Source organism: Enterobacter sp. E12, from assembly GCF_014596715.2.
GTDB lineage: Bacteria > Pseudomonadota > Gammaproteobacteria > Enterobacterales > Enterobacteriaceae > Enterobacter > Enterobacter bugandensis.
This window is the reverse complement of the sequence record NZ_CP115601.1, coordinates 2,322,417-2,346,052: the sequence shown is the minus strand read 5'-3', so window position 1 is coordinate 2,346,052 and position 23,636 is coordinate 2,322,417. Positions and strand designations below refer to the sequence as shown.

The window sequence follows — 23,636 nt, the reverse complement described above, 5'->3', positions numbered from 1 at the left end:
CGGAACGGTCATACGCTTTTGTTATGTCATCTGGCCCGCTGCCGCTGCTGCTTCATGGCATACATTTTTTCATCGGCATCTTTAAGCCACTGCAGCAGGTCGTTGCCGTTATGATCGAATTCGCTCAGCCCCCAGGAGAACAGAAGCGACCATGGATGTAGCTTGCGTGCATTGTAGTTTTCGACCTGCTCGGCGAGATACTGCATGGCAATCCACGCGCCCTTCTCATCCGTATCAGCAAACAGCACGGCAAACTCATCGCCACCAAAACGAACCAGCATATCCGCTTCGCGGAAAGAGGCGCGCATCAGCTGCGCCATGGTCTTTAACGCCTTATCCCCCTCTTCGTGCCCGTAGCGATCGTTAATCTCCTTGAAACGATCCAGATCCAGCCAGCCGAGCGTTAACGGCTCCGCCCGGCGTCGGGCGATGGAGAGCGTGAACCGCACGAGCTGGTTAAAGCCCCGTCGGTTGAATAATCCGGTCAATTCATCCGTGGTCGCCGCGCTGATTGCCGCAAACTCATCTTCAGCCAGCGCCCCCAAATCCCCCAGCACGGCGAGATCGGTCGCTGAGAACTCCCGCGGTGCGTAGTCAATCAGGCAAAGCGAGCCAACGCTTGCGCCGTTGCGTAAGCGCAGCGGAAAGCCTGCGTAAAACCGCACGCGAGGTTCGCCGGCCACCAGCGGGTTATCCGCAAAACGATCGTCCTGAAGCATATCCCCGACGATCAGCGGTGCTTCGGTGAGGATGGTATGGCCACAAAAAGAGATGTTGCGCGGAACGGAATCGGGTGCCTGCCCATCCGCCGACTTAACGATCAGCGTATGCTCATCAATAAGGTTGACCATGGCCAGCGGTACCTGGAAAAAGCGTTTTGCCAGACGCGTTAAGCGGTCAAACGCCGGGGAACTGTCAATCTCAAGCAGACCCGATTCGCGCAGCGCGTTAAGTCTGTCAATTTCATTTTCAGGTGTTGCAGGTGCTTTCATAATGTCTCCTGACGTAAAGCGTTACTCAAAGCGTAGCTTAAACCGAGACATTGTCAGCGTTCGACGTCCTGTTAAGCCGCTATCCATTTCACGTCAATGCGTTATGACGATTTGCTCGTCCGCCAGCCGGGTACGAGGCTGCAGGCGGTAAGCGCAGAACGCATTAAATATCATTTTTGGGCGTTCATCTGTATCACCAGCCAGCGGTGGATCACGCTGACGATATAATGTTGCTGCTGCGCGCTCAGCTGCACGCCCTGGGGAATGTTATGCCATTTTGCCAGACAGCCCCGGCAGCAGGTCGCGGTGGCATGCTGGGCGATAAACACCGGGTGGCCACGCATGGGCGTCTGCTTGCCGTCGTTTGCGGGTTGCGCGGGTGCAAGGCGTTTAGCGACAAAATCGGCGGCATGCTGGTCAATGGTTTCGGCGCCTTTGTCCCAGCAGTACTGTCGTTCCTTATTGCCCAAGCGGAAGCGCGAGCGAAACTTCGATCGCGCCAGGCGGGAAAAAAGGGGATCCAGGTCAGACATCAGTATACAGAACGTCCCAGGCGTTGGGTCAGCTTCTCCAGAACCGCCACGCCGGCAAGTGAATTTCCCGTTTCATCCAGCTCCGGGCTCCAGACGGCAATCGCCATTTCATGCGGCACAATCGCCACCACACCGCCGCCAACGCCCGATTTGGCCGGAAGGCCAACCCGCCAGGCAAACTCCCCGGCGTTCTGATACATGCCGCTGGTAGCCATCAGGGCGTTAACCTGCCGCGCCTGGAGCGGGGAAACCACCTCCTGATCGAGATGCGGCGCGTGCCCCTGGTGCGCAAGGAACAGAAACGTCTGGGCCAGCTCAACGCAGTTCATCTTCAGGGCGCAGTAATGGAAGTAGTTTTGCAGCACGGTCGCCACGTCGTTGTGGAAGTTACCGAAGGATTTCATCAGCCAGGCGATAGCCGCGTTGCGGGCGGAGTGTTCAAACTCCGAGCGCGCCACCACCGAATCATAGGCAATATCGTCCACGCCAGAAAGCTGACGAACAATCTCAAGCATTCGCTGACGCGGTGCGCTGAGGCGGCTTTGCAGCATATCGCAGACCACCAGCGCCCCGGCGTTGATAAAGGGGTTACGCGGTTTACCCTGCTCGATTTCGAGCTGAAGCAGTGAGTTAAAGGGCTGGCCGGACGGATCTTTTCCCACGCGCTGCCAGATCTCTTCTTCCTCATACTGGCGCATCGCCGCGACCAGACTTAGCACTTTAGAAATAGACTGAATAGAAAAGCGTTCAGTGGCATCGCCTGCCTGGTATCGCTGTCCGTCTATGGTACAGATAGCGATGCCCAGCTTATTCCCGCTCACCGAGGCAAGGGCCGGAATGTAGTCGGCCACCTTCCCCTTTCCCAATAACGGACGAACCTGCGCCAGAATCTCGTCCAGCATCTCATTATGGATGACCGCAGCCACTCTTTGCTCCTTGCCCTCAGGCTAAAACGGGCTGCGAGTATAACAGAGGCTAATGTATTGCGTCAGGCGCTAAGACGAAAACGCGAAACGGCCTGCAATAAAAGATCGGACTGCTTTTGCAGGCGTTCAGAGGCCTCAGAGGCGTCAGAAACCAGCAGATCCGTCTGGCGCGAGACCTGATTCAGCGCCTGAAGCTGGCGCGTCATCTGGTGAATACTTTCTCCCTGACTGAGCGTGGCGGTCGAGATTTCATTCAGCAAACTGCTTAAATTGCCCACCAGACCGGTGACCTGCTGCAGGTTCTCTTCCATCAGATTCACGGCGCGGGAGCCGTCTTCAATGCCCTGCACGGAGCGGTTGATCAACTCCTGAATGGTCTGCGTCGAGTGGCTGCTCTTTCGCGCCAGGAGCCCGACTTCCCGGGCGACGACGGCAAACCCGCGCCCCTGGTTTCCGGCATGGGCGGCCTCAATGGCGGCGTTGAGCGCCAGAATGTTAGTCTGAAACGCCACGCTGTCGATCATCGCCACGATCCCGCGCATCTCTGACGATCGCTCGACGATCGCCTGCATAGAGGCATTCACGGTCGACATCATCTGGTCGCCTCCTACGGCAGCCTGACGCGCTTCATCCGCGCGCGAGCTGGCGAGGCGGGCATAACCGGTATTCCCTTCCACGTGGGTTTCCAGCGCCGCGATATGCGCTGTGACCTCCTCCAGCTCCTTTGCCTGACGCGCCGACTGCTGGTACAGCTTCTGGTTTCCCTCCGCGAGGGAGCCAATGTTCTCCACCATCGTGGCTGTGGCGTGGCTGACCTGCGTCACCAGCTGCTGTAGGCCGCGCTGCATGGTGGCAACGCTGTCGCTAAGCTGCCCCGTCTCCCGGTTAAAGCGCATCACGTTTGGCGGCGTGCCGGAGAGATCTCCAGCGGCCAGCCGGTTAATATGTGCAATAAGCCGACGCAACGGCGTAATCACCCACCTGGACATGCCGAACCAGACGGCTGCGGCGATGGCGAGCAGCAGAACCGGCGCCAGCAGGAACAACGTTTGCAGACCGGAGAGCTGCGCCATTAAAGCCTGACGCCCCTGCATGGCCTGCTTCTCGCTGGCCTGCTGATAGCGCGCGTAGTTGTCGTTAAAGTCGGTCTGAAACGCCTGTGCCGGCACGGCAAAAAAGGCATCAATGGAGTTGGTTCTGACAAGCGCTTCCGATTGCTCCTTAATGGCATCGTAGAAAAGCTGGTAACTGTTAATCAGCGCCTCATCTTTTGGCGGGCTGAGCGCCAGCCAGGCCTTCCATGCCTGCTGAGAAACCGCCAGCGACTTTTGTGCGTCGTCCATCAGGCTGTGCCAGCTTCCTTCCGAGCCGGTTTCTTTATCCTGCATAAACCAGACGCCGGAACGGTTGAGCAGATCGCTCGCCGCCAGCAGGGAGACGCGCGCCAGATCCAGCTTGCTCTGCTGCTGATACGCCAGCAGGTTTTGTCGTTCATTGCGCTGAGCTTCCTTCAGGGAGGCGTTCAGCAGAAAGGATGAGGAGAGCTGCAGCGCGGAGAAAAGGCCAATAATACAAAAGATACCCGTCAGCAGGCCAAACTGGCGAGGGATAAGACGCTGCGCAATACGGCGAAAAATTTGCGTTAGGTTCATAATTTTCTTCAGTAACAAGACGTTAGACGCGTGCGAGTCTACGAAACGAAAATGACAGAACCATTGCAGATAAATGACAACGGCCCTCGTGATGAGGGCCGAATAAATTACACGCGATCCTTCCACACCGTCTGCACATTACAGAACTCGTGCAAACCAAAATGGGAAAGCTCGCGGCCAAAGCCACTTTTCTTCACGCCACCAAAGGCCACGCGCGCGTCGCTGGCGCTGTATCCGTTGATAAACACCCCGCCGCACTCCAGCTCGCGAGAGAATTTTTCCGCAAGCGCTGCGTCGGCGGTGAAGACCGTGGCAGACAGGCCAAAGTCGCTGTCATTGGCAAGCGTCAGGGCGTGCGCCGCCTCTTTCGCAACCGTAATGGCCGCGACCGGACCAAACAGCTCCTGGCGGAAGGCCGTCATCGACGGGGTAACGTTCGCCAGCACGGTTGGCGCGTAATAATTCCCCTCACCGCTGATTTTCTCTCCCCCCAGCAGCAGCGTTGCCCCTTCTGCCAGGCTCGCCTGCACCTGCTGATGCAGTTCATCGCGCAGATCATAGCGCGCCATCGGGCCAAGGTAGTTCTCTTCTTCATCCGGCGAGCCCATCTTTAACGCGGCGACGGCGTCAACGAAGCGTCGGGTAAAGGTGTCTGCAATACCCTCTTCCACAATGAACCGTTTGGCCGCCGCGCACACCTGCCCGGTATTCTGGTAGCGCCCTGCTACCGCCGCCTTCACGGCAAGATCCAGGTCGGCATCGTTGAGAACGATGAACGGGTCAGAACCCCCCAGCTCAAGAACGCATTTTTTCAGCGCCGCCCCCGCCTGCGCGCCAATGGCTGCCCCGGCGCGCACGCTGCCGGTGACGGTTACCGCCGCAATGCGACGATCGTTAATCGCCTGGCTTACGCCGTCATTGGTGGCGTTCACCCAGCCGAATACCCCTTCAGGGAAGCCGGCGTCCGCAAAAATCTGCGCGATAAGTTCCGCCGAGCCAAGCACGTTGGGCGCGTGTTTGAGCAGATAGCTGTTACCTGCCAGCAGGATCGGCACCGCGCCGCGCAGCACCTGCCAGAGCGGGAAGTTCCACGGCATCACCGCCAGAATTGGCCCCAGCGGACGATACTCGATGACAGCGTTGTCATTCTCGACCTGCGTGGGTTCAGCATTCAGCATCGCCGGGCCATGTTCGGCATACCAGTCGCAAAGGCCCGCTGATTTCGCCACTTCCGCCCGCGCCTGCTGAATGGGTTTTCCCATCTCGCGGGACATCATCCGGGCCATCTCTTCCGCGCGACCGCGCAGCGCGGTGCCGAGATCGCGCAGCTTCTGCGCCCGGTGGGCTACGCTTTCGCACCGCCAGTGACGAAAGCCCGCATCAGCCAGCGCGATGGCACGTTCAACCTCTTCCTGCGTCGCCCACGGATATGAGGCGAGCGTTTCACCCGTTGCAGGGTTAACGGACAGAGCATGTGTAGCAGATGAATATTTCATGATGTTCTCCACGCATTTCGGTTGATTAAGTGTGGCTCACTCTGCTATTTCTTAAAAATGAATAATACTGACCACCTTATTCACGAAACGAGAATGCTATGGACTTAACCCAGCTTGAAATGTTTAACGCCGTCGCGCTGACGGGCAGCATCACCCAGGCGGCGCAGAAGGTGCATCGCGTTCCTTCTAATCTGACGACCCGCATCCGCCAGCTGGAGGCCGATCTTGGCGTGGAGCTGTTTATTCGTGAGAACCAGCGCTTGCGCTTATCTCCCGCCGGGCATAACTTCCTGCGCTACAGCAGACAGATCCTGGCGCTGGTGGATGAAGCGCGCATGGTCGTCGCGGGCGATGAGCCGCAGGGGCTGTTTGCCCTTGGCGCGCTGGAGAGCACCGCCGCCGTGCGCATCCCTGAGACGCTGGCGCAGTTTAACCAGCGCTATCCGCGCATCCAGTTTGCCCTTTCTACCGGGCCGTCCGGGACGATGATTGATGGCGTACTGGAGGGAACCCTGAGCGCCGCCTTTGTCGACGGGCCGCTGTCGCACCCGGAGCTGGAGGGGATGCCTGTCTACCGGGAAGAGATGATGCTGGTCACCCCTGCCGGGCAGACGGAGGTAACGCGCGCTGCGCAGGTGAGCGGCAGCGATGTTTATGCTTTTCGCGCAAACTGCTCGTATCGCCGACACCTGGAGAGCTGGTTTCATGCAGACAGAGCCGCGCCGGGACGCATTCATGAGATGGAGTCCTATCACGGCATGCTCGCCTGCGTCATCGCGGGCGCGGGCATCGCACTGATGCCGCGCTCAATGCTGGAAAGTATGCCAGGCCACCATCAGGTTGAAGCCTGGCCGCTGGCGGAAAACTGGCGCTGGCTCACTACCTGGCTGGTGTGGCGACGCGGAGCGATGACCCGCCAGCTGGAAGCGTTTATAGCGCTGCTAAACGAACGTCTTCAACCAGCGCCTTCTCCATAAACAGGCTGAGCGGATCGTCCACATACGGGGCAAACGCCGGACGCCGATCGTAGCCGCTTCGTTCATAAAGACGAATCGCGGCATGCTGTTTGATGCCCGTTTCCAGCCGTACGGTATGGCAGTGACGGCTCTGGGCCTCATCTTCCAACGCGGCCAGCAGCTTCTCAGCCAGATGTTGCCCGCGATGGGCCGGATCGATATAGACCCGCTTCATCTCCCCCGTTCCGTCGCCGTTGAGCACGATAGCTCCACAGCCAACGGCCTGAAGCTGCGTGTCGCGGACGATCATCAGGATAAGGGATGTCGCGGGCAGTTCTGAAAGATCGAGCAGATGGTTGCTTTCGGCGGGATAGAGTTCGCTCTGATAACGGTCGAGGGCCGCAATCAGCATAAGAATGTCCGGGTGACGTGCAGATTCAGAGGTAATGGAATACATGGCAGGCTCCTTGCTTTATTTGTGAAACTCAATGTCAACATAGCGCAGGCCTGCCAGGCTGCTTCATAGTATTAACTTATCGCGCAGCCGCTAGCGTAAAAAAATCCGCCCTTTCAGGTACAGGGTGGCCTGACCGGCAATGAGTACGCGGTCGCCCTTCAGCTCGCAGCGCAGATCCCCGCCGCGGTACGACACCTGGCGGGCATTGAGCGACGTCTTACCCAGCCTTTCACTCCAGTAGGGGATCAGCATGCTGTGCGTGGACCCGGTAACCGGATCTTCCGGCACCCCTTCGCCCGGGCAGAAAAAGCGGCTGACGAAGTCATATTCCCCTTCGCCCGGCGCGGTTACGCAGACCATTTTGCCCAGCGGAACCATCGCGCCAATATCCGGCGTTAATGCCTCCACCTGCTGCTGGCTCTCCAGCACCACGACGTAGTCTCGCCCGACGCGCACCTCTTTTGCCGCCGGGATGCCCAGCGCGCTAAACAGTGCAGGCGGTGGGTTATCGACGACCTCCGTGGACCATGCGGGGAAATTCAGCGTCAGCCAGTCGCCGCTACGTTTGACCGTCAGCTCCCCCACGAAGCGCGTGGAAAAGTGGATTTCCGTATGCGGATAGTCCAGATACTCAAAAATGACGTGTGATGCCGCGAGGGTCGCATGGCCGCAGAGGTTAATTTCATGCAGCGTGGTGAACCAGCGCAGTTCAAATCCGTCGTCGGTTCGCACAAAAAACGCGGTTTCCGACTGATTATGCTGCTGTGCCATTTTGAGAAGCGTCTCGTCCGGCAGCCACTCTTCCAGAGGACATACCGCTGCCGCGTTGCCACCAAAGGTTTTGTCGCTGAAGGCATCCACCAGATAAAAATCAATTTCCCGCATTGTCTCTTCCTCTTTTGTTATCAGTTTTAGCGCAGATACACAGTGCCTTTCAGGTAGCACGACGCTTGACCGCTCATCAATACGCGCTCCCCTTTCAGCTCGCAGCGCACATCCCCGCCGCGCGCCGAAACCTGACGGGCAAACATTGCCGTTTTCCCCAGCTTTTTGCTCCAGTAGGGGATCAGCATCGTGTGCGCGGATCCAGTCACAGGATCTTCCGGAACGGCAACGCCCGGTGAGAAGAAGCGGCTGACAAAGTCATATTCCCCTTCACCCGGTGCCGTCACGCTCACTTTATGCTCGCCCGGCGTCATCGCCGAAAAGCGCGGCGCAAGCGCTTCAACCTGCCGGGGATTTTCCAGCACAATCACCCAGGCGCGGCCTTTACGGGCTTCAACATAATGGCGGATACCGAGCGCCGCGAGCATCTCCGGCGGCGGCGTCTCTTCTCGGGTCGGACACGCCGGGAAGTCCAGCGTCATCCACTCTCCCTCCCGGCTGACCGTCAGTCGGCCAGAGGCGGTATCAAAGTGGATCCGCGAGTCGGGGTAATCGAGTTCATTAAACAGAACGTACGCGGCAGCCAGGGTGGCGTGACCGCAGAGATTGACTTCAGTGAGCGTGGTAAACCAGCGTAGCTCAATGCCGCCCTTAGTGCAGACGAAAAATGCGGTTTCCGACTGATTATGCTGCTGCGCCATTTTCAGTAACGTTTCATCCGGCAGCCATTCGTTCAGCGGGCAAACCGCTGCCGGATTGCCGCCGAACGAGGTATTGCTGAATGCATCTACCAGATAAAAATCAATCTCCTGCATTGTCTTACCGCCTGTCTGTGCTGTGTTGTACTTTTATATTCAATGAAAACAACGCCCCCGGCTACCGCTTTCATAAGGTAAATATTGAGATCTGCGTCACATAATGGTTGAGTTTTCGCCGTATGGCGTTTTAAGATCGCCTTCTCATCTTTCCAGCAACGAATCTCCGACATCCCTATGACAACGAACACAGTTTCCCGCAGGATCGCGTGGCTACGCGTGGTCACGCTGGCCATTGCCGCATTTATTTTTAACACCACAGAATTTGTTCCGGTTGGGCTGTTGTCTGACATAGCAGAAAGCTTCCAGATGGAAACGGCGCAGGTGGGGATTATGTTAACTATCTACGCCTGGGTGGTGGCGCTGATGTCTTTGCCGTTTATGTTGCTGACCAGCCAGATGGAGCGGCGCAGGCTGTTGATCGGCCTGTTTGCCCTGTTCATTGCCAGCCATGTCCTGTCGTTTATGGCGTGGAATTTTACGGTGCTGGTCATTAGCCGCATCGGCATTGCCTTTGCCCACGCGGTGTTCTGGTCCATCACCGCATCGCTGGCTATTCGGCTCGCGCCGGCGGGTAAACGCGCCCAGGCCTTGAGCCTGATTGCCACCGGTACCGCGCTGGCGATGGTGCTGGGGCTGCCCATTGGCCGCATCGTGGGACAGTACTTCGGCTGGCGTACTACCTTCTTTGCCATCGGCATGGGCGCGCTGGTGACGCTGGTGTGTCTGATTAAGCTGCTGCCCGCGCTGCCAAGCGAACACTCCGGCTCGCTGAAAAGCCTGCCGCTGCTGATGCGTCGCCCGGCGCTGCTGAGTATCTACCTGCTTACCGTTATCGTGGTCACCGCGCACTACACGGCGTACAGCTATATTGAACCGTTTGTGCAGGTGGTCGCGGGCTTTAGCGCAAACTTTGCCACCCTCTTACTGCTCATTCTCGGCGGCGCGGGCATTATTGGCAGCGTGCTGTTTGGTAAACTGGGTAATCAGCATGCCTCCTTGCTGGTGAGCAGCGCCATCGGCCTGCTGCTGGCGTGCCTGGTGCTGCTGCTGCCTGCGTCAGGCAGCGAAAGCCAGCTGGCGATCCTGAGCCTGTTCTGGGGCGTGGCGATCATGATTATTGGTCTCGGCATGCAGGTGAAAGTCCTGGCCCTGGCGCCGGATGCCACGGACGTGGCGATGTCGCTGTTTTCGGGGATATTCAATCTGGGGATTGGCGCGGGGGCGCTGGTGGGCAATCAGATTAGCCTGCACGTATCGATGTCGGCGATTGGCTATCTGGGGGCGATTCCGGCGCTCGTCGCGCTCGTCTGGTCGGTACTCATCTTCCGCAAGTGGCCGGTGGCGCTGGAGGAACAGGGGCAGCACGGGTAAGGTGCGTTTGTGCCGGGCAAGGCGTAGCCGCCACCCGGCAATGACATCAGTGGTAGGTCTTAATAATCTCCAGCACGCCGTTAATAATAAACTGCACGCCCATACAGACCAGTAAGAAGCCCATCAGACGGGAAATCGCCTCGATACCGCCCTTGCCCACCCAGCGCATGATCGCACCGGAACTGCGCAGAGACGCCCACACGATAACCCCAATAAGCGCAAAAATTAGCGGTGGCGCAACGGTCAGTACCCAGTCCGGGAAGGTAGAGCTGTCGCGCACCGTCGATGCAGAACTGATGATCATCGCGATGGTTCCCGGCCCGGCCGTACTCGGCATGGCCAGCGGTACAAAAGCAATATTCGCGCTCGGTTCGGACTCCAGCTCTTCTGATTTGCTGGTTGCCTCCGGAGACTCGTGCGCTTTCTGCGCCGGGAACAGCATGCGGAAGCCAATAAAGGCCACAATCAGCCCGCCCGCTATACGCAGCCCGGGAATTGAAATCCCGAAGGTGTTCATCACCAACTGCCCGGCGTAGTAGGCCACCATCATAATGGCAAACACATACACCGAAGCCATCATCGACTGATGGTTGCGCTCGGCGCTGTTCATATTCCCTGCCAGCCCCAGGAACAGCGCCACCGTCGTTAACGGGTTAGCTAACGGCAGCAGTACCACCAGCCCGAGACCAATTGCTTTTATCAAATCCAACATAGTGCGTTGTTGTCCTTATCCACATTTAACATCGCAATTATAGGGTGAAAGTGTGACGTTCAGCCATCGGCGCAACGTAACGATAGTTTTCCTTTGGGAACGATACCCGTTAGTTATCTTCCTGATTTGAAAGGTTGCAAAAATCGTTCATGAAACGTTTTAGCAATTTGTGGCATCGGCTGATTCATTCAGTTGACTTATACTTGCCTGAGCAATAATATCTGCCGTGATTAAACTACTTGCCAGGGCAACCATTGTGAAAAGCACCAGTGATATCTTTAACGACGTTGTTCCGCTGGGTCGTCTTATTCATATGGTTAACCAGAAAAAAGATCGCCTGCTCAATGACTACCTGTCACCGCTGGATATCACCGCAACACAGTTCAAAGTGCTGTGTTCCATTCGCTGCGAAGTGTGTATCACGCCGGTTGAGCTGAAAAAGGTGCTCTCTGTCGATCTGGGTGCGTTAACCCGCATGCTCGATCGTCTCGTCTGCAAAGGATGGGTAGAACGAAGCCCTAACCCGAATGACAAACGCGGCGTACTGGTCAGGCTCACCAGCGATGGTGCGGCTATGTGCGAGCAATGTCATCAATTAGTAGGACAAACACTGCATCAGGAACTAACAAAAAACTTAACGGCAGATGAAGTGGCTACCCTTGAGCTTTTGCTGAAGAAAATACTGCCGTAAACAGAAAAAGAGGTATGACGATGTCCAGACGCAATACTGACGCTATCACTATTCATAGCATTTTGGACTGGATCGAAGATAACCTGGAATCGCCGCTCTCCCTTGAAAAAGTGTCTGAGCGTTCAGGTTACTCCAAATGGCACCTGCAACGGATGTTCAAAAAAGAGACCGGTCATTCATTAGGTCAATATATTCGCAGCCGCAAGCTGACGGAAATTGCCCAGAAACTGAAAGAAAGCAATGAACCGATCCTTTATCTGGCGGAGCGTTACGGATTTGAATCACAGCAAACCCTCACGCGTACGTTCAAGAACTATTTTGACGTGCCGCCTCATAAGTACCGAATCACCAGCGTGCCGGGTGAATCCCGTTACCTGTATCCGTTAAAACACTGTAGTTAATCATCGCCTGTAAAAGACGTAACCGAGGAAAAAATGAAAGTTACCGCCTCCGCCGCCCTCGCCTTGCTGGTGCTGTTTTCCAGCCAGACCTTCGCGGAGCAAACCCCAGGTGCAACGCAGCAAAATAATCATGACACGATGATTTTGCCGTCAGCACATGACCAGTCGCCTTATGATTTCAACCACATGGGTGCTGGTAGCGACAAATCCGACGAATTAGGCGTGCCTTATTATAATCAGCACGGCCTCTGATTCGTTTTTGCCCCGCAGCAGCGGGGCTTTTTTATGCCCTATCCCCTTACCCGCGCCGCCCGGCGAACCCGCAGGCCAAACACGTTGATGTACAGCCCGGCCATAATCAGCACGGCACCGAGCAGCTGCAGCGCGCTCAGCGTTTCATCCAGCAGTATCGCCGCACTGGCAAGCCCCACTACCGGGACCAGCAAAGACAGCGGCGCGACGCGCCAGGTCTCATAGCGTCCCAGCAGCGAACCCCAGATCCCGTAGCCCACGATGGTGGCGACAAACGCCAGATAGATAAGAGAAAGGATCGTGGTCAGATCGATCTCGACCAGGCTGTTCAGCATCACCTCCGGGCCATCCAGAATAAACGACGCCACCAGAAACGGGATTATCGGAATCAATGCGCTCCAGACCACCAGGGACATCACCTGAGGCCTCGCCTCGTGCTGCATAATCAGCTTGTTGAAAATATTGCCGCACGCCCAGCTCAGCCCCGCCGCCAGCGTGAGCATAAACCCTAGCAGCGCCACATCCTGACCGTTCAGGCTGGCTTCAATCAGCACCAGAACGCCAAATACCGCCAGCGTTATCCCCGCCAGCTGCTTGCCCTGCAGGCGTTCGCCAAACACAAATGCGCCGAGAATAATGGTAAAGAACGCCTGCGCCTGTAACACCAGCGAGGCCAGACCGGCCGGCATGCCGAACTTGATGGCGCAGAAGAGAAACGCGAACTGGCCAAAACTGATGGTCAAACCGTAGCCCAGCAGCAGTTTTAACGGGATTTTCGGACGGGCGACGAAAAAGAGCGCCGGGAACGCCACCAGCATAAAACGCAAACCGGCCAGCATCAGCGGGGGCATGTTGTGCAATCCCAGCTTGATGACCACAAAATTGAGCCCCCATACCACGACCACCAGCAACGCCAGCAGTCCGTCTTTACGCGTCATACCCTGCCCCTGAATTATTAATAATTTGTTAACACTTCAAGGTAACAGAAAAAAGTGTGCCGCGAGAAGATCATTATTTCTGGCAGGCAGCTGAAGCACTTAGGGATAAATCGGGTGCTATACAAGCCCCTTATGTCATGGTAATCCTGTTAACACTCGTCTAAAAAAAGCATAAGCAACCGTCGGGAAGGAATATGAAACCATCTCTCAGGCGCTCAACCGCAGCGCTGCTGGCATCGTCATTGTTATTAACCATCGGTCGGGGGGCAACGCTGCCGTTCATGACCATTTATCTCACGCGCGTGTTTAATATGAGCGTCGAGAATATTGGTTATGCCCTGACGATTGCGCTGACCGTTGGCGTGGTGTTCAGCCTGGGATTTGGCATTCTGGCCGATAAGTTTGATAAAAAACGCTATATGCTGATCGCGATCGTGGCTTTTATCGCCGGTTTTGTCGCGATTCCGCTGGTGGATAACGTCACCCTGGTAGTCCTGTTCTTTTCCCTGATCAACTGCGCCTATTCCGTCTTTTCGACGGTGCTGAAAGCCTGGTTCTCCGACGTGCTCACCTCAAGCCAAAAAGCGCGTGTTTTCTCGCTCAACTACAGCTTTCTGAACATTGGCTGGACGGTCGGGCCGCCGATTGGCACCCTGCTGGTGATGTACAGCCTGCAGCTGCCGTTCTGGCTGGCGGCCTTCTGCGCCGCGCTGCCGCTCGGGTTTATTCATTTCTTCGTGCAAAAGAGCGTCGCGCTGGATACCGCCGAGGAGAAGATGCCCTGGCAGCCGTCGGTGCTGCTGAAAGATCGCGCCCTTTTCTGGTTCACCCTCTCCGGCCTGCTCGCGTCTTACGTGGGCGGATCGTTCGCCAGCTGCATTTCGCAATACGTACTGGCCGCCAATGCCGACAGCGATTTTGCCCAGAAGGTGGTCGCTGTGGTGCTGCCCGTTAACGCCGCCGTGGTGGTGACGCTGCAGTACGCGCTGGGACGGAAGATCTCCGCCAGCAATATTCGGCCTTTAATGACCGTCGCAACGCTGTTTTTTATCCTGGGGCTGGGAGGCTTTATGCTCTCCGGGGAGAACCTGATTTACTGGGGCATCGCCGCCGCCATCTTTACGCTGGGTGAGATTATCTACGCACCGGGTGAATACATACTGATCGACAACATCGCCCCGCCGGGGATGAAGGCGAGCTATTTTTCCGCGCAGGCGCTGGGCTGGCTCGGCGCGGCGGCAAACCCGATGATCACCGGCATTATCCTGACCAACCTGCCGCACTGGTCGCTGTTTGCAATCATGATGGTTGCCATCGTCGTTGCCTGGCTGATGATTTTGCGGGGAATGAGCGTGAAGGCGTGGAACGAATCCCCCAAAGCGGCGTAAAAAATAGTGGCCGGGTAAGGCGAAGCCGCCCCCCGGCAATAACGCATCAGTGGTGCAGCATCTCCTCCACCACCTGCTCTTTGTACATCTCGTTTGGATAATAGGTCGGCCAGTTGTCCATCTCTTTCAGCAGCGCCTCGTGGGAGGTATTGCCCATAAAAATATGGAAGTGCGATGAGGCTTTCGGCCCGATGATGTGGTCGCTGAACTGCACGAACTTCGGCGCCTTGCTGTCGGCATCCTTACACTCAAACAGATAGCGAACGCCTTTTTTGCCCGATGCGTAGGTCAGAATTTTGTAGCCACTGTAGTCATACTGACAGCTGCTGACCGCCTTGCCTCTGTGGAATTCCATTACGTTATTTTCAATGCCGATGGCATCCACGTCCGTGGCATATCCCTTGCGGTAGTACGCTTTCACCTCGTCAAAGGTTTTGCTTTTATCCTTCTGCGCTTTCTGTTTGAAGACCGGATCCAGCGAACCGTCCAGCAGGAACGGATACACCGACTGCCAGGTGCCGTCCCAGTCGGACAGCGTTCTGTCCTTCACGTCTTTATCCTCAAACACGCCGTTCGCCGCCTTCTGTTCCGCTTCGGTCATCTGATGGCCGTGCGAGTGAGCAAACAGCTGGCCGCTGACCAGCAGCGCCCCCAGAGTCATGGCAAATTTTCCAATATGTGCAGCCAAAGTAACACCCTCATTCCGTTTTATAAGAATGAGGATGTTATATTATAACATTTTAGATCGCAACCAGCCCGCGAACACCCTCCTGCTCCATATTTTCGCCCCTCCCGCGCTGAATGATAGTGCCGCGGGACATCAGGAGATAGCTGTCGGCCAGCTCGGCGGCAAAGTCGTAAAACTGCTCGACGAGCAGGATTGCCATGTCGCCTCTGTTTGCCAGGGTGCGGATCACCTGGCCAATCTCTTTGATGACGGAAGGCTGTATGCCTTCCGTCGGTTCGTCCAGAATCAGCAGCTGCGGACGGCTCGCCAGCGCGCGACCAATCGCCAGCTGTTGCTGCTGCCCGCCGGAGAGATCGCCCCCTCGGCGGTGCTTCATCTCTTTGAGAACCGGGAACAGCTGCCAGATCTCGTCAGGAACCTGCTTTGCCTCGCGGGCGGAAAAACGCGAAAGCCCAAGCAAAAGGTTCTCTTCCACGGTCAGGCGCGGGAAAATCTCGCGGCCCTGCGGGACATACGCCACGCCGGACTGCACCCGCTGGTGCGGCCTGCTGTGGGTGATCGTTTTACCCTGCCAGATGACCTCCCCGGTTTTCGCCGGGATCAGCCCCATCAGGCACTTCAGCAGCGTGGTTTTCCCGACGCCGTTGCGGCCCAGCAGACAGGTGACTTCACCGGGAGCGGCTTCGAAGCTCACGCCGCGCAGGATATGGCTGCCGCCGTAGTACTGATTCAGTTCGTTAACCTGTAACATCATCGCTCCTTAGCGGCCCAGATAGACCTCAATCACCTGCTCGTTGGCCTGCACCTCGCGAAGCGAGCCTTCCGCCAGCACGCGCCCCTGATGCAGCACCGTGACGTGGTCGGCAATCGTTTCAACGAAGCCCATGTCGTGCTCCACCACCATCAGGGAATGCTTGCCCGCCAGGGTTTTGAACAGCTCGGCGGTGTATTCCGTTTCCGCATCGGTCATCCCGGCGGCGGGTTCATCCAGCAGCAGCAGGTGCGGGTCCTGCACCAGCAGCATGCCGATCTCCAGGAACTGTTTCTGCCCGTGCGAAAGCAGCCCGGCGCGACGGTCCCGCTCGCTGCCAAGGCGCAGAAGAACCAGCATCTCGTCAATGCGGTCCCGCTGCTCGCCGTTGAGTTTTGCCCGCAGGCTCGCCCAGACGGATTTATCGGTTTTCATGGCGATCTCAAGGTTCTCCCACACCGTCAGCGCTTCAAAGACCGTGGGTTTCTGGAATTTTCGGCCAATCCCCTGGCGAGCAATGGCCGCAGGCTCCAGCCCGGTCAGGTCGATGGACTGGTCGTAAATCGCTCTCCCGCTTTTGGGTCGGGTTTTGCCGGTGATCACGTCCATCAGCGTGGTTTTACCCGCCCCGTTGGGGCCAATCACGCAGCGCAACTCGCCCACGCCGATATTCAGGGAGAGATCGGTCAGCGCCTGGAAGCCGTCGAAACTGACGTTAATGGCCTCAAGTTGAAGCACCGGGTCAGTCTGGTCCCGGTAGCGATCGCCGGGCAACTGGCGGGTAAATAACTCTTCCGTTGGCTGCATTATTTCTCTCCCTTACGCAACAGACCGTAGACGCCGCGCGGCAGGAACAGCGTGACAGCGATAAAAATCAGCCCCAGAAACAGCTGCCAGTACTCCGGCATGGCAACGGTAAAGAAGCTTTTCGCCCCGTTCACCAGCGCCGCGCCAATCACCGGCCCCACCAGGGTGCCGCGCCCGCCCAGCGCCACCCAGATGGCGGCTTCTATCGAGTTGGTCGGCGACATTTCACCGGGGTTAATAATGCCCACCTGCGGAACGTACAGCGCCCCCGCCAGGCCGCACAGCACGGCAGAGAGCGTCCATACCAGCAGCTTGAACCCGCGCGGATCGTACCCGCAGAACGTCAGGCGGTTTTCCGCGTCGCGCACGGCGGTCAGGATGCGGCCAAACTTGCTCTTCGCCAGTGCAAATCCGAGGGCCAACGCCAGAAGCAGCAACAGCACCGTCGCCAGGAACAGCGCGATGCGGGTGGTCGTTTCCGTCACCGAAAACCCGAGCAGCGTGGTGAAGCCGGTAAAGCCGTTATTGCCGCCAAAGCCGGTTTCGTTGCGAAAGAACAGCAGCATGCCCGCGTAGGTCAACGCCTGGGTCATAATCGAGAAGTAGACCCCTTTGATCTTCGAGCGGAAGGCAAACCAGCCAAACACCAGCGCCAGCAAACCCGGCACCATCACGATCAGCACCAGCGCCCAGGCAAAGTGCTGGGTGCCCCACCAGAACCACGGCAGCTCGCTCCATGAGAGAAACGACATAAACGCGGGCAGGCCGTCGCCTGACGCCTGGCGCATCAGGTACATGCCCATCGCATAGCCGCCCAGGGCGAAGAAGATGCCGTGTCCAAGAGAGAGCATGCCGGCGTAGCCCCACACCAGATCCAGCGCCACCGCAACGATGGCATAGCAGAGGATCTTGCCGATGAGCGTCAGCATCCAGGTCGACAGCGCCAGCGGATGCGTGGCGGGCAGCAAGGCGAAAAATGGTAATATCAGCAAACACGCCACCAGCAGGCTGCCTGCAATCTGTGTCGTGCGCGGCGCTTTACGCGCCAGCGTTAAGGTCAGCGGCTGGCTCATCAGTCAATCACCCTCCCTTTCAGCGCAAACAGCCCCTGAGGGCGCTTCTGGATAAACAGGACGATCGCCACCAGAATCACGATCTTGCCCAGCACCGCACCCATCTGCGGCTCAAGGATTTTATTGAATATGCCCAGCCCGAACGCGGCGGCCACGCTGCCTGCCAGCTGGCCTACGCCACCGAGAACGACTACGAGGAACGAGTCGATGATGTACCCCTGACCAAGCTCCGGCCCGACGTTACCAAGCTGGGATAACGCCACGCCGCCTAACCCGGCGATCCCTGAGCCCAACCCAAACGCCAGCATATCGACGCGCCCGGTCGGTACCCCGCAGCAGGCGGCCATGCTGCGGTTTTGCGTCACCGCGCGCACGTTCAGACCAAGACGGGTTTTATTCAGAATCAGCCAGGTGAAGAACAGCACCAGCAGCACGAAGCCCAGCACCACAATGCGGTTCCACGGCAGGGTCAGGTTGGCAAAAACCTGCACCCCGCCGGAAAGCCATGCCGGGTTTGCCACCTCGAGGTTCTGGGCACCAAAGGTCATGCGCACCAGTTGGATGAGCATCAGGCTGATCCCCCATGTCGCCAGCAGCGTTTCCAGCGGACGACCGTACAGGTGACGGATCACGGTGCGCTCCAGCACCATTCCAATGCCCGCCGTCAGGCAGAACGCTACCGGCAAGGCGATAACGGGATAGAGCGCCAGCCACTGAGGGGCAATCCCGGCCATTGCCTGCTGCACCATCCACGTAGCGTACGCCCCCAGCATCAGCATCTCGCCGTGGGCCATGTTAATGACGCCCAGCAGGCCGTAGGTGATCGCGAGCCCCAGCGCGGCCAGCAGCAGCACCGACCCCAGAGAAAGCCCCATAAATGCCTGGCCCAGCAGATCGCCCCACATCAGGCGATGCGTAATCTGGCTAAGGCTCTCTTCTGCGGCCGCGCGCACGCCGGCATCCGGCTCGGTCTGCGCCTGGGTAAACGGAGTGAGTCTGGACTGTACGTCCGGATCGTCTGACTGGCCCAGCAGTTCGACGGCCCTGCGGCGCACCTCCGGCTGCGGGCTCGCCAGCTGGAGGTTTGCCACCGCCAGCAGCAGCGCCTGACGCGCCACAGCGTCCGCTTCATCCCCGGCGCGCTTTTCCAGAAAAGCGAGCATGTCGGGCTGAGCATCACGCTGGAGCTGACGGGCTGCCGCCCGCCTTTCGGTGACACTGTCACTAACAAGCTGATGCGTGGCAATGGCCGTTGCAGCCAGCACGCGCAGCCGGTTTGTCAGGCGTACGGCTTTGGTTTGCCCTACTGCCGCGCGGGCGTCACCGAGCGAAACCATTTCGCCATTACGCTTCGCAAAGGCGTGCTTTTGGCTGTCGGTATACAGGTTTTCCTTTTGCAGGGACTGAAGCAGCGGAAGCCTGGCGGCATCCGGCGCGGCGGCCCACTGCGTGAGGAGCTCCGCCTGCTGGCCGCGGCTGGCGGCAACAAAACGATCGGCATCCGATGCCTGCGCCATCCCTGGCAGCAGTCCGGAAAGCCATACAAGAGCGATGAACATGCGCATGGCGTTCATGACGTTTCTCCCTGAGGCAATGGCCTAGTTGCTGGCGGTTTTCATCGGCTGGTCGGGCTTTTTGTCATTTCCGGCGATGAACGGACTCCACGGCTGGGCGCGTACTGGCTGTTCCGTCTGCCAGACCACGTTGAACTGGCCGTTGCCTTCAATTTCACCGATCATGACCGGCTTATGCAGATGATGGTTGGTGGCATCCATGGTGAGCGTAAAGCCAGACGGCGCCTTAAATGACTGACCGGCCATCGCCGCGCGCACTTTATCCACGTCGGTGGTGCCCGCTTTTTCCACCGCCTGTGCCCACATGTGGATCCCCACGTAAGTCGCTTCCATCGGGTCGTTTGTCACGACGGTATCGGCATTCGGCAGCTTGTGCGCCTTCGCATAGGCTTTGTAATCCGCGACGAACGCCTGGTTGGTTGGATTATCCACGGACTCAAAGTAGTTCCACGCCGCCAGGTTACCCACCAGCGGTTTGGTGTCGATTCCGCGTAGCTCTTCTTCGCCGACAGAGAACGCCACCACCGGCACGTCGGTGGCCTTCAGCCCCTGGTTAGCCAGCTCTTTGTAGAACGGCACATTGGAGTCGCCGTTGATGGTCGACACCACGGCGGTTTTGCCGCCGGCGGAGAATTTCTTGATGCTGGCGACGATGGTCTGGTAGTCGCTGTGACCAAACGGGGTGTAAACCTCTTCGATGTCCTTATCCTCAACCCCTTTCGAATGCAGGAACGCGCGCAGGATTTTGTTGGTGGTGCGCGGGTAAACGTAGTCGGTCCCCAGCAGGAAGAAGCGCTTCGCCCCGCCGCCGTCTTCGCTCATCAGGTATTCCACCGCCGGGATAGCCTGCTGGTTCGGCGCCGCGCCGGTATAGAAGACGTTTGGCGACATTTCCTCGCCCTCATACTGCACCGGATAGAACAGCAGGCCGTTCAGCTCCTCGAAAACCGGCAGTACGGATTTGCGCGAAACCGACGTCCAGCAGCCGAACACCACCGCCACTTTATCCTGGCTCAGCAGCTGGCGCGCCTTCTCGGCAAACAGCGGCCAGTTTGAGGCTGGATCCACCACCACAGGCTCCAGTTTCTTACCCAGCACGCCGCCTTTGGCGTTGATCTCGTCGATGGTCATCAGGGCGACGTCCTTTAGCGGGGTTTCGGAGATGGCCATCGTGCCGGACAGAGAGTGCATGATCCCCACTTTGATGGTGTCGGCCGCCTGCACGCCAAAACTCATTCCCATCGCCACGACGGACGCGGATAACGCAAAGGCTTTTAATAAGGTACGACGCTGCATATTTTCACTCCTGAAAAAGAACGCTGTGCGAAAACGTCCGTTACGGCATGGACGCGGAAATAAAGGTGTCAGCGAAGCAGGAGCAAAAAGGATGCCAGAATGGAGGATGCGCTATTGCAGGAGACAGACGGCAGGATGTAAAGAGAACGACTCAGAATGGCACAGCGCTGCACTTTTATAATGCAGCGCTGAGGAAGCGGTTTTACCAGACTTCGCTGGCGATCTGCGTCACCAGACGGACCTTATCCCACTGCTGGGACTCGCTCAGGCTGTTGCCCTCTTCGGTGGAGGCAAAACCGCACTGCGGGCTGAGGCAGATTTGCTCTTTCGCCACGTATTTCGCCGCCTCTTCCAGACGGGCCTTCACGCCTTCCGGGTTCTCCAGCTCACCGTTTTTCGTGGTGATCAGGCCCAGCACCACCTGCTGCTTGCCCGGGCGAACGAAGCGCAGCGGCGCGAAATCCCCGCTGCGGTCGTTATCGTATTCCAGGAAGAATGCGTCAACGTTGACCGTCCCGAACAGCACTTCCGCCACCGGCTCGTAGCCGCCTTCGGAAATCCAGGTTGAACGGAAGTTACCGCGGCAGACGTGCAGCCCGATGGTCAGATCCTCCGGCTTGCCTTCCAGAGCCTTGTTCAGTACGCGGGCATAGATTTGCGCCAGCTCATCGGCATCGTCGCCGCGCTCGCGGATCTGACGGCGCTGGTCGTCCGAGCAGAGGTAGGCCCAGACGGTGTCGTCCAACTGCAGATAACGGCAGCCCGCGTCGTAGAATGCGCGTATCGCGTCGCGCCAGGTGGTTGCCAGATCGTCGAAATAGTCGTTCAGATCCGGATACACCGTCGCGTCGATGTCTTTGCGCCCGCCGCGGAAATGGAGCACGCTTGGGCTGGGAATGGTCATCTTCGGCTGGGCATTGCCGCTGATGCTTTTCAGATAGCGGAAGTCTTCCAGCATCGGGTGGTCGCCAAAGCCCAGCTTGCCGGTCACGCGCACGCCGTGGGCTTTGGTTTGTACTCCGTTGAACTGAATCCCCTGCTGTGAATCGTAACGCTCAACGCCCTGAAGACCGTCGAAGAAATCGAAGTGCCACCAGGCACGGCGAAATTCACCGTCGGTCACCACATGCAGGCCGCACGCGCACTGCTGCTCGACGACGTGGCGAATAGCCTCGTCCTCCACCGCGCGAAGCTGTCCGGCATCAATCTCGCCGCTGGCGAACTTCAGGCGAGCCTGCTTGATGGCATCCGGGCGTAAAAAGCTGCCGACTACGTCGGCGCGGTATGGGGCGTGCTGTCGTTGCATGGAAATCTCCTCAGTCTGCCGGTATTAATTGCCCGCAGTGATAATTCATCATTTGAATCTTTAGACTTCTGGATGTCTAAATGTCCAAAAAAGATGTCATACCTTACCGTTTCCGGCAAACGAGAAAATTTCACGGGTGTTGAAAAAAATTCATCTTCACAGCGCGTCAGCGTGGGCCTGGCTGGCAAAGGCGTAGCGTTCATCTTCCCAGCCGGTGATGCCGCCGAGCATGATTTTGACCGGCAGCCCGAGACGCGCCAGCTTCAGCGCCGCCCTGTCCGCGCCGTTACAGTGTGGCCCCGCACAGTAGACGACAAACAGCGTACCTTCCGGCCATTGGGCCATGCGCTCAGCGGTCATCTGGCTCCACGGCATATGCAGAGCGCCCGGCACATGGCGGCGGGCAAACTGCTCCGGGCTCCCCACCACATGCAGCAGCACGAAGTCCTGCTCATTATTGGCGATGGCGTGATGCACGTCGGCGCAGTCGGTTTCGACGCTCAGGCGACGCAGAAAATGGGTAACGGCTTCCTGCGGCTCGGCAGCCGGAAATTCAGTAACATAGCTCATGATCCTTCCTCATCTTTGGCGTTTGTGTTAACACTACTCTATCCACAAATTCAGCCCGTGAATGCGCTCGCTTATGCCAGAAAACAGCAAAAAGATGACAAACTTAAGACAGGTTACCCGCCCGCAGGTGGTGGTGCTGGCATATGACGGGCTATGTACCTTTGAGTTTGGCGTGGCGGTTGAGATTTTTGGCCTGCCGCGTCCGGAGCTGGGCGACGACTGGTATCGTTTTGCGGTGGCGAGCGTGGATAGCGGCGAACTGCGGGCGACCGGCGGGATCCGCATCGTTACCGATGGGGACTTGAGCCTGCTTGCGTCGGCGGACCTGATCGTGGTTCCCGGCTGGCGGGGGCTGGACCCACCGGTTCCTCCGGCGCTCTGCGAGGCGCTGCGCCAGGCCAGCGCGCGCGGATGTCAGCTGCTGTCCATCTGCTCGGGCGTGTTCGTGCTGGCCGCTACGGGGCTGCTGAACGGACGTAAAGCCACGACGCACTGGCGCTACATTGACGCGCTTAAGGTCCGCTACCCTGACATCGAGGTGGTTGAGGATGTGCTCTACCAGGATGAGGGCGATATCCTGACCTCCGCGGGCAGCGCGGCGGGGATCGATCTCTGTCTGCACGTCGTCCGGCGGGACTATGGCATGGAAACCGCCAACAGCGTGGCGCGTCGGCTGGTGATCCCCCCTCACCGGGATGGTTCACAGCCGCAGCAGCTGAGCCGCCCGGTGGCGCAGCTGCGTGAGAGCCAGCGCCTGGGCCAGCTGTTTGATTTTCTGCACACGCACCTTATCGAGCCGCACAGCGTCGATTCGCTGGCGCGTCGGGTCGGCATGAGCCAGCGCACCTTTCTTCGTCGCTTCGAGGCGGCAACGGGCACGACGCCCGCACGCTGGCTGCTCAATGAGCGCCTGCTGAGAGCAAAAGATTATCTGGAGAGCAGCCGTTTAAGCATCGACAGCATCGCGGAACAGACCGGGTTTGGTCAGGCGTCGACGCTGCGTCATCATTTTCGTCAGCAGTTCGCGCTTTCCCCGGCTCAGTATCGCAAACAATTTTCACGTTCTGATACTGCCCGCTAGCGGCAAAAGCGCAAAAAAAACC

General features: G+C 58.1%; 25 protein-coding genes. 7 read left to right on the top strand and 18 right to left on the bottom strand.

Annotated elements, in window-relative coordinates; all coding sequences use genetic code 11:
* Positions 1–26 precede the first annotated feature (26 nt).
* The 5 genes from IB212_RS11175 to sad all read right to left on the bottom strand — a co-directional run bounded on the left by IB212_RS11175 (position 27) and on the right by sad (position 5,599).
* Positions 27–992, bottom strand: coding sequence for a sensor domain-containing diguanylate cyclase (locus tag IB212_RS11175; protein ID WP_188245622.1), 966 nt, complete (start codon positions 990–992; stop codon positions 27–29).
* Between the two features lie 170 nt (positions 993–1,162).
* On the bottom strand, positions 1,163–1,525 hold the full coding sequence (locus IB212_RS11170) for a DUF4186 domain-containing protein (protein WP_188245623.1): 363 nt from the start codon (positions 1,523–1,525) through the stop codon (positions 1,163–1,165).
* On the bottom strand, positions 1,525–2,427 hold the full coding sequence (glsB, locus tag IB212_RS11165; RefSeq protein WP_153656315.1) for a glutaminase B: 903 nt from the start codon (positions 2,425–2,427) through the stop codon (positions 1,525–1,527). The genes IB212_RS11170 and glsB overlap by 1 nt, the downstream gene beginning before the upstream one ends.
* Positions 2,428–2,513: 86 nt before the next feature.
* Positions 2,514–4,103 (bottom strand): methyl-accepting chemotaxis protein, encoded by a 1,590-nt coding sequence (locus IB212_RS11160; protein ID WP_041909985.1) that lies wholly within the window; start codon positions 4,101–4,103, stop codon positions 2,514–2,516.
* A gap of 107 nt (positions 4,104–4,210) precedes the next feature.
* Positions 4,211–5,599, bottom strand: coding sequence for a succinate-semialdehyde dehydrogenase (gene sad, locus IB212_RS11155; RefSeq protein ID WP_188245624.1), 1,389 nt, complete (start codon positions 5,597–5,599; stop codon positions 4,211–4,213).
* Positions 5,600–5,697: 98 nt separating this feature from the next.
* Here sad and ptrR point away from each other — a divergent pair, with 98 nt between their 5' ends.
* The gene (gene ptrR, locus IB212_RS11150; protein WP_028013145.1) at positions 5,698–6,576 is read left to right on the top strand and encodes a putrescine utilization regulator PtrR; all 879 of its coding nucleotides are present in this window, start codon (positions 5,698–5,700) and stop codon (positions 6,574–6,576) included.
* Here ptrR and IB212_RS11145 read toward each other — a convergent pair.
* From IB212_RS11145 to IB212_RS11135, 3 genes are all read right to left on the bottom strand, one after another.
* Positions 6,530–7,012 (bottom strand): GNAT family N-acetyltransferase, encoded by a 483-nt coding sequence (locus IB212_RS11145; RefSeq protein ID WP_153655877.1) that lies wholly within the window; start codon positions 7,010–7,012, stop codon positions 6,530–6,532. The two genes, ptrR and IB212_RS11145, sit on opposite strands and share 47 nt — an antisense overlap.
* 90 nt (positions 7,013–7,102) lie before the next feature.
* Positions 7,103–7,897: a PhzF family phenazine biosynthesis protein gene (locus IB212_RS11140; RefSeq protein ID WP_047365166.1), complete on the bottom strand. Its 795-nt coding sequence runs from the start codon at positions 7,895–7,897 to the stop codon at positions 7,103–7,105.
* Positions 7,898–7,923: 26 nt separating this feature from the next.
* Positions 7,924–8,712: a PhzF family phenazine biosynthesis protein gene (locus IB212_RS11135; protein WP_041909994.1), complete on the bottom strand. Its 789-nt coding sequence runs from the start codon at positions 8,710–8,712 to the stop codon at positions 7,924–7,926.
* A gap of 177 nt (positions 8,713–8,889) precedes the next feature.
* Here IB212_RS11135 and IB212_RS11130 point away from each other — a divergent pair, with 177 nt between their 5' ends.
* The gene (locus IB212_RS11130; RefSeq protein WP_047365168.1) at positions 8,890–10,086 is read left to right on the top strand and encodes a sugar transporter; all 1,197 of its coding nucleotides are present in this window, start codon (positions 8,890–8,892) and stop codon (positions 10,084–10,086) included.
* Between the two features lie 46 nt (positions 10,087–10,132).
* Here the strand turns inward: IB212_RS11130 and IB212_RS11125 are convergent, their stop codons facing one another.
* On the bottom strand, positions 10,133–10,798 hold the full coding sequence (locus IB212_RS11125; RefSeq protein WP_041909999.1) for a MarC family NAAT transporter: 666 nt from the start codon (positions 10,796–10,798) through the stop codon (positions 10,133–10,135).
* A gap of 256 nt (positions 10,799–11,054) precedes the next feature.
* Here IB212_RS11125 and marR point away from each other — a divergent pair, with 256 nt between their 5' ends.
* The 3 genes from marR to marB are packed head-to-tail and all read left to right on the top strand — an operon-like array spanning position 11,055 to position 12,142.
* A complete protein-coding gene (gene marR / locus IB212_RS11120; RefSeq protein WP_028013139.1) occupies positions 11,055–11,489 on the top strand; it encodes a multiple antibiotic resistance transcriptional regulator MarR in 435 nt (144 codons plus the stop codon).
* A gap of 20 nt (positions 11,490–11,509) precedes the next feature.
* A complete protein-coding gene (marA, locus tag IB212_RS11115; RefSeq protein ID WP_008502237.1) occupies positions 11,510–11,890 on the top strand; it encodes an MDR efflux pump AcrAB transcriptional activator MarA in 381 nt (126 codons plus the stop codon).
* 33 nt (positions 11,891–11,923) lie between these two features.
* Positions 11,924–12,142, top strand: a complete 219-nt coding sequence (gene marB / locus IB212_RS11110) for a multiple antibiotic resistance protein MarB (RefSeq protein ID WP_028013138.1) — start codon at positions 11,924–11,926, stop codon at positions 12,140–12,142.
* Between the two features lie 38 nt (positions 12,143–12,180).
* Here marB and eamA read toward each other — a convergent pair whose 3' ends face one another.
* Positions 12,181–13,080, bottom strand: a complete 900-nt coding sequence (gene eamA / locus IB212_RS11105; RefSeq protein ID WP_028013137.1) for an O-acetylserine/cysteine exporter — start codon at positions 13,078–13,080, stop codon at positions 12,181–12,183.
* Between the two features lie 194 nt (positions 13,081–13,274).
* Between eamA and ydeE the strand changes: the two genes are divergently transcribed.
* Positions 13,275–14,468 carry an efflux MFS transporter YdeE gene (gene ydeE, locus IB212_RS11100; protein ID WP_188245625.1) on the top strand — a complete coding sequence of 398 codons (1,194 nt, stop codon included), beginning with the start codon at positions 13,275–13,277 and terminating at the stop codon, positions 14,466–14,468.
* Between the two features lie 46 nt (positions 14,469–14,514).
* Here ydeE and zinT read toward each other — a convergent pair whose 3' ends face one another.
* The 8 genes from zinT to IB212_RS11060 all read right to left on the bottom strand — a co-directional run bounded on the left by zinT (position 14,515) and on the right by IB212_RS11060 (position 22,533).
* Entirely contained in the window at positions 14,515–15,156 is a 642-nt protein-coding gene (zinT, locus tag IB212_RS11095) for a metal-binding protein ZinT (protein WP_028013135.1), read from the bottom strand.
* Between the two features lie 52 nt (positions 15,157–15,208).
* Positions 15,209–15,907, bottom strand: coding sequence for an urea ABC transporter ATP-binding subunit UrtE (urtE, locus tag IB212_RS11090; protein ID WP_028013134.1), 699 nt, complete (start codon positions 15,905–15,907; stop codon positions 15,209–15,211).
* Positions 15,908–15,916: 9 nt separating this feature from the next.
* Positions 15,917–16,714: an urea ABC transporter ATP-binding protein UrtD gene (urtD, locus tag IB212_RS11085; RefSeq protein ID WP_041910005.1), complete on the bottom strand. Its 798-nt coding sequence runs from the start codon at positions 16,712–16,714 to the stop codon at positions 15,917–15,919.
* The gene (gene urtC, locus IB212_RS11080) at positions 16,714–17,787 is read right to left on the bottom strand and encodes an urea ABC transporter permease subunit UrtC (RefSeq protein ID WP_047365177.1); all 1,074 of its coding nucleotides are present in this window, start codon (positions 17,785–17,787) and stop codon (positions 16,714–16,716) included. The genes urtD and urtC overlap by 1 nt, the downstream gene beginning before the upstream one ends.
* Positions 17,787–19,361, bottom strand: a complete 1,575-nt coding sequence (urtB, locus tag IB212_RS11075) for an urea ABC transporter permease subunit UrtB (protein ID WP_041910009.1) — start codon at positions 19,359–19,361, stop codon at positions 17,787–17,789. The genes urtC and urtB overlap by 1 nt, the downstream gene beginning before the upstream one ends.
* Positions 19,362–19,385: 24 nt before the next feature.
* The gene (gene urtA, locus IB212_RS11070; protein ID WP_028013130.1) at positions 19,386–20,657 is read right to left on the bottom strand and encodes an urea ABC transporter substrate-binding protein; all 1,272 of its coding nucleotides are present in this window, start codon (positions 20,655–20,657) and stop codon (positions 19,386–19,388) included.
* A gap of 202 nt (positions 20,658–20,859) precedes the next feature.
* Positions 20,860–21,963, bottom strand: coding sequence for a cobalamin-independent methionine synthase II family protein (locus tag IB212_RS11065; protein WP_041910011.1), 1,104 nt, complete (start codon positions 21,961–21,963; stop codon positions 20,860–20,862).
* Between the two features lie 156 nt (positions 21,964–22,119).
* Positions 22,120–22,533: a rhodanese-like domain-containing protein gene (locus IB212_RS11060; protein ID WP_041910013.1), complete on the bottom strand. Its 414-nt coding sequence runs from the start codon at positions 22,531–22,533 to the stop codon at positions 22,120–22,122.
* Positions 22,534–22,606: 73 nt separating this feature from the next.
* Here IB212_RS11060 and ftrA point away from each other — a divergent pair, with 73 nt between their 5' ends.
* Complete coding sequence (ftrA, locus tag IB212_RS11055) at positions 22,607–23,614, top strand: transcriptional regulator FtrA (protein ID WP_041910016.1); 1,008 nt, start codon at positions 22,607–22,609, stop codon at positions 23,612–23,614.
* The last annotated feature ends 22 nt before the right edge of the window (positions 23,615–23,636 follow it).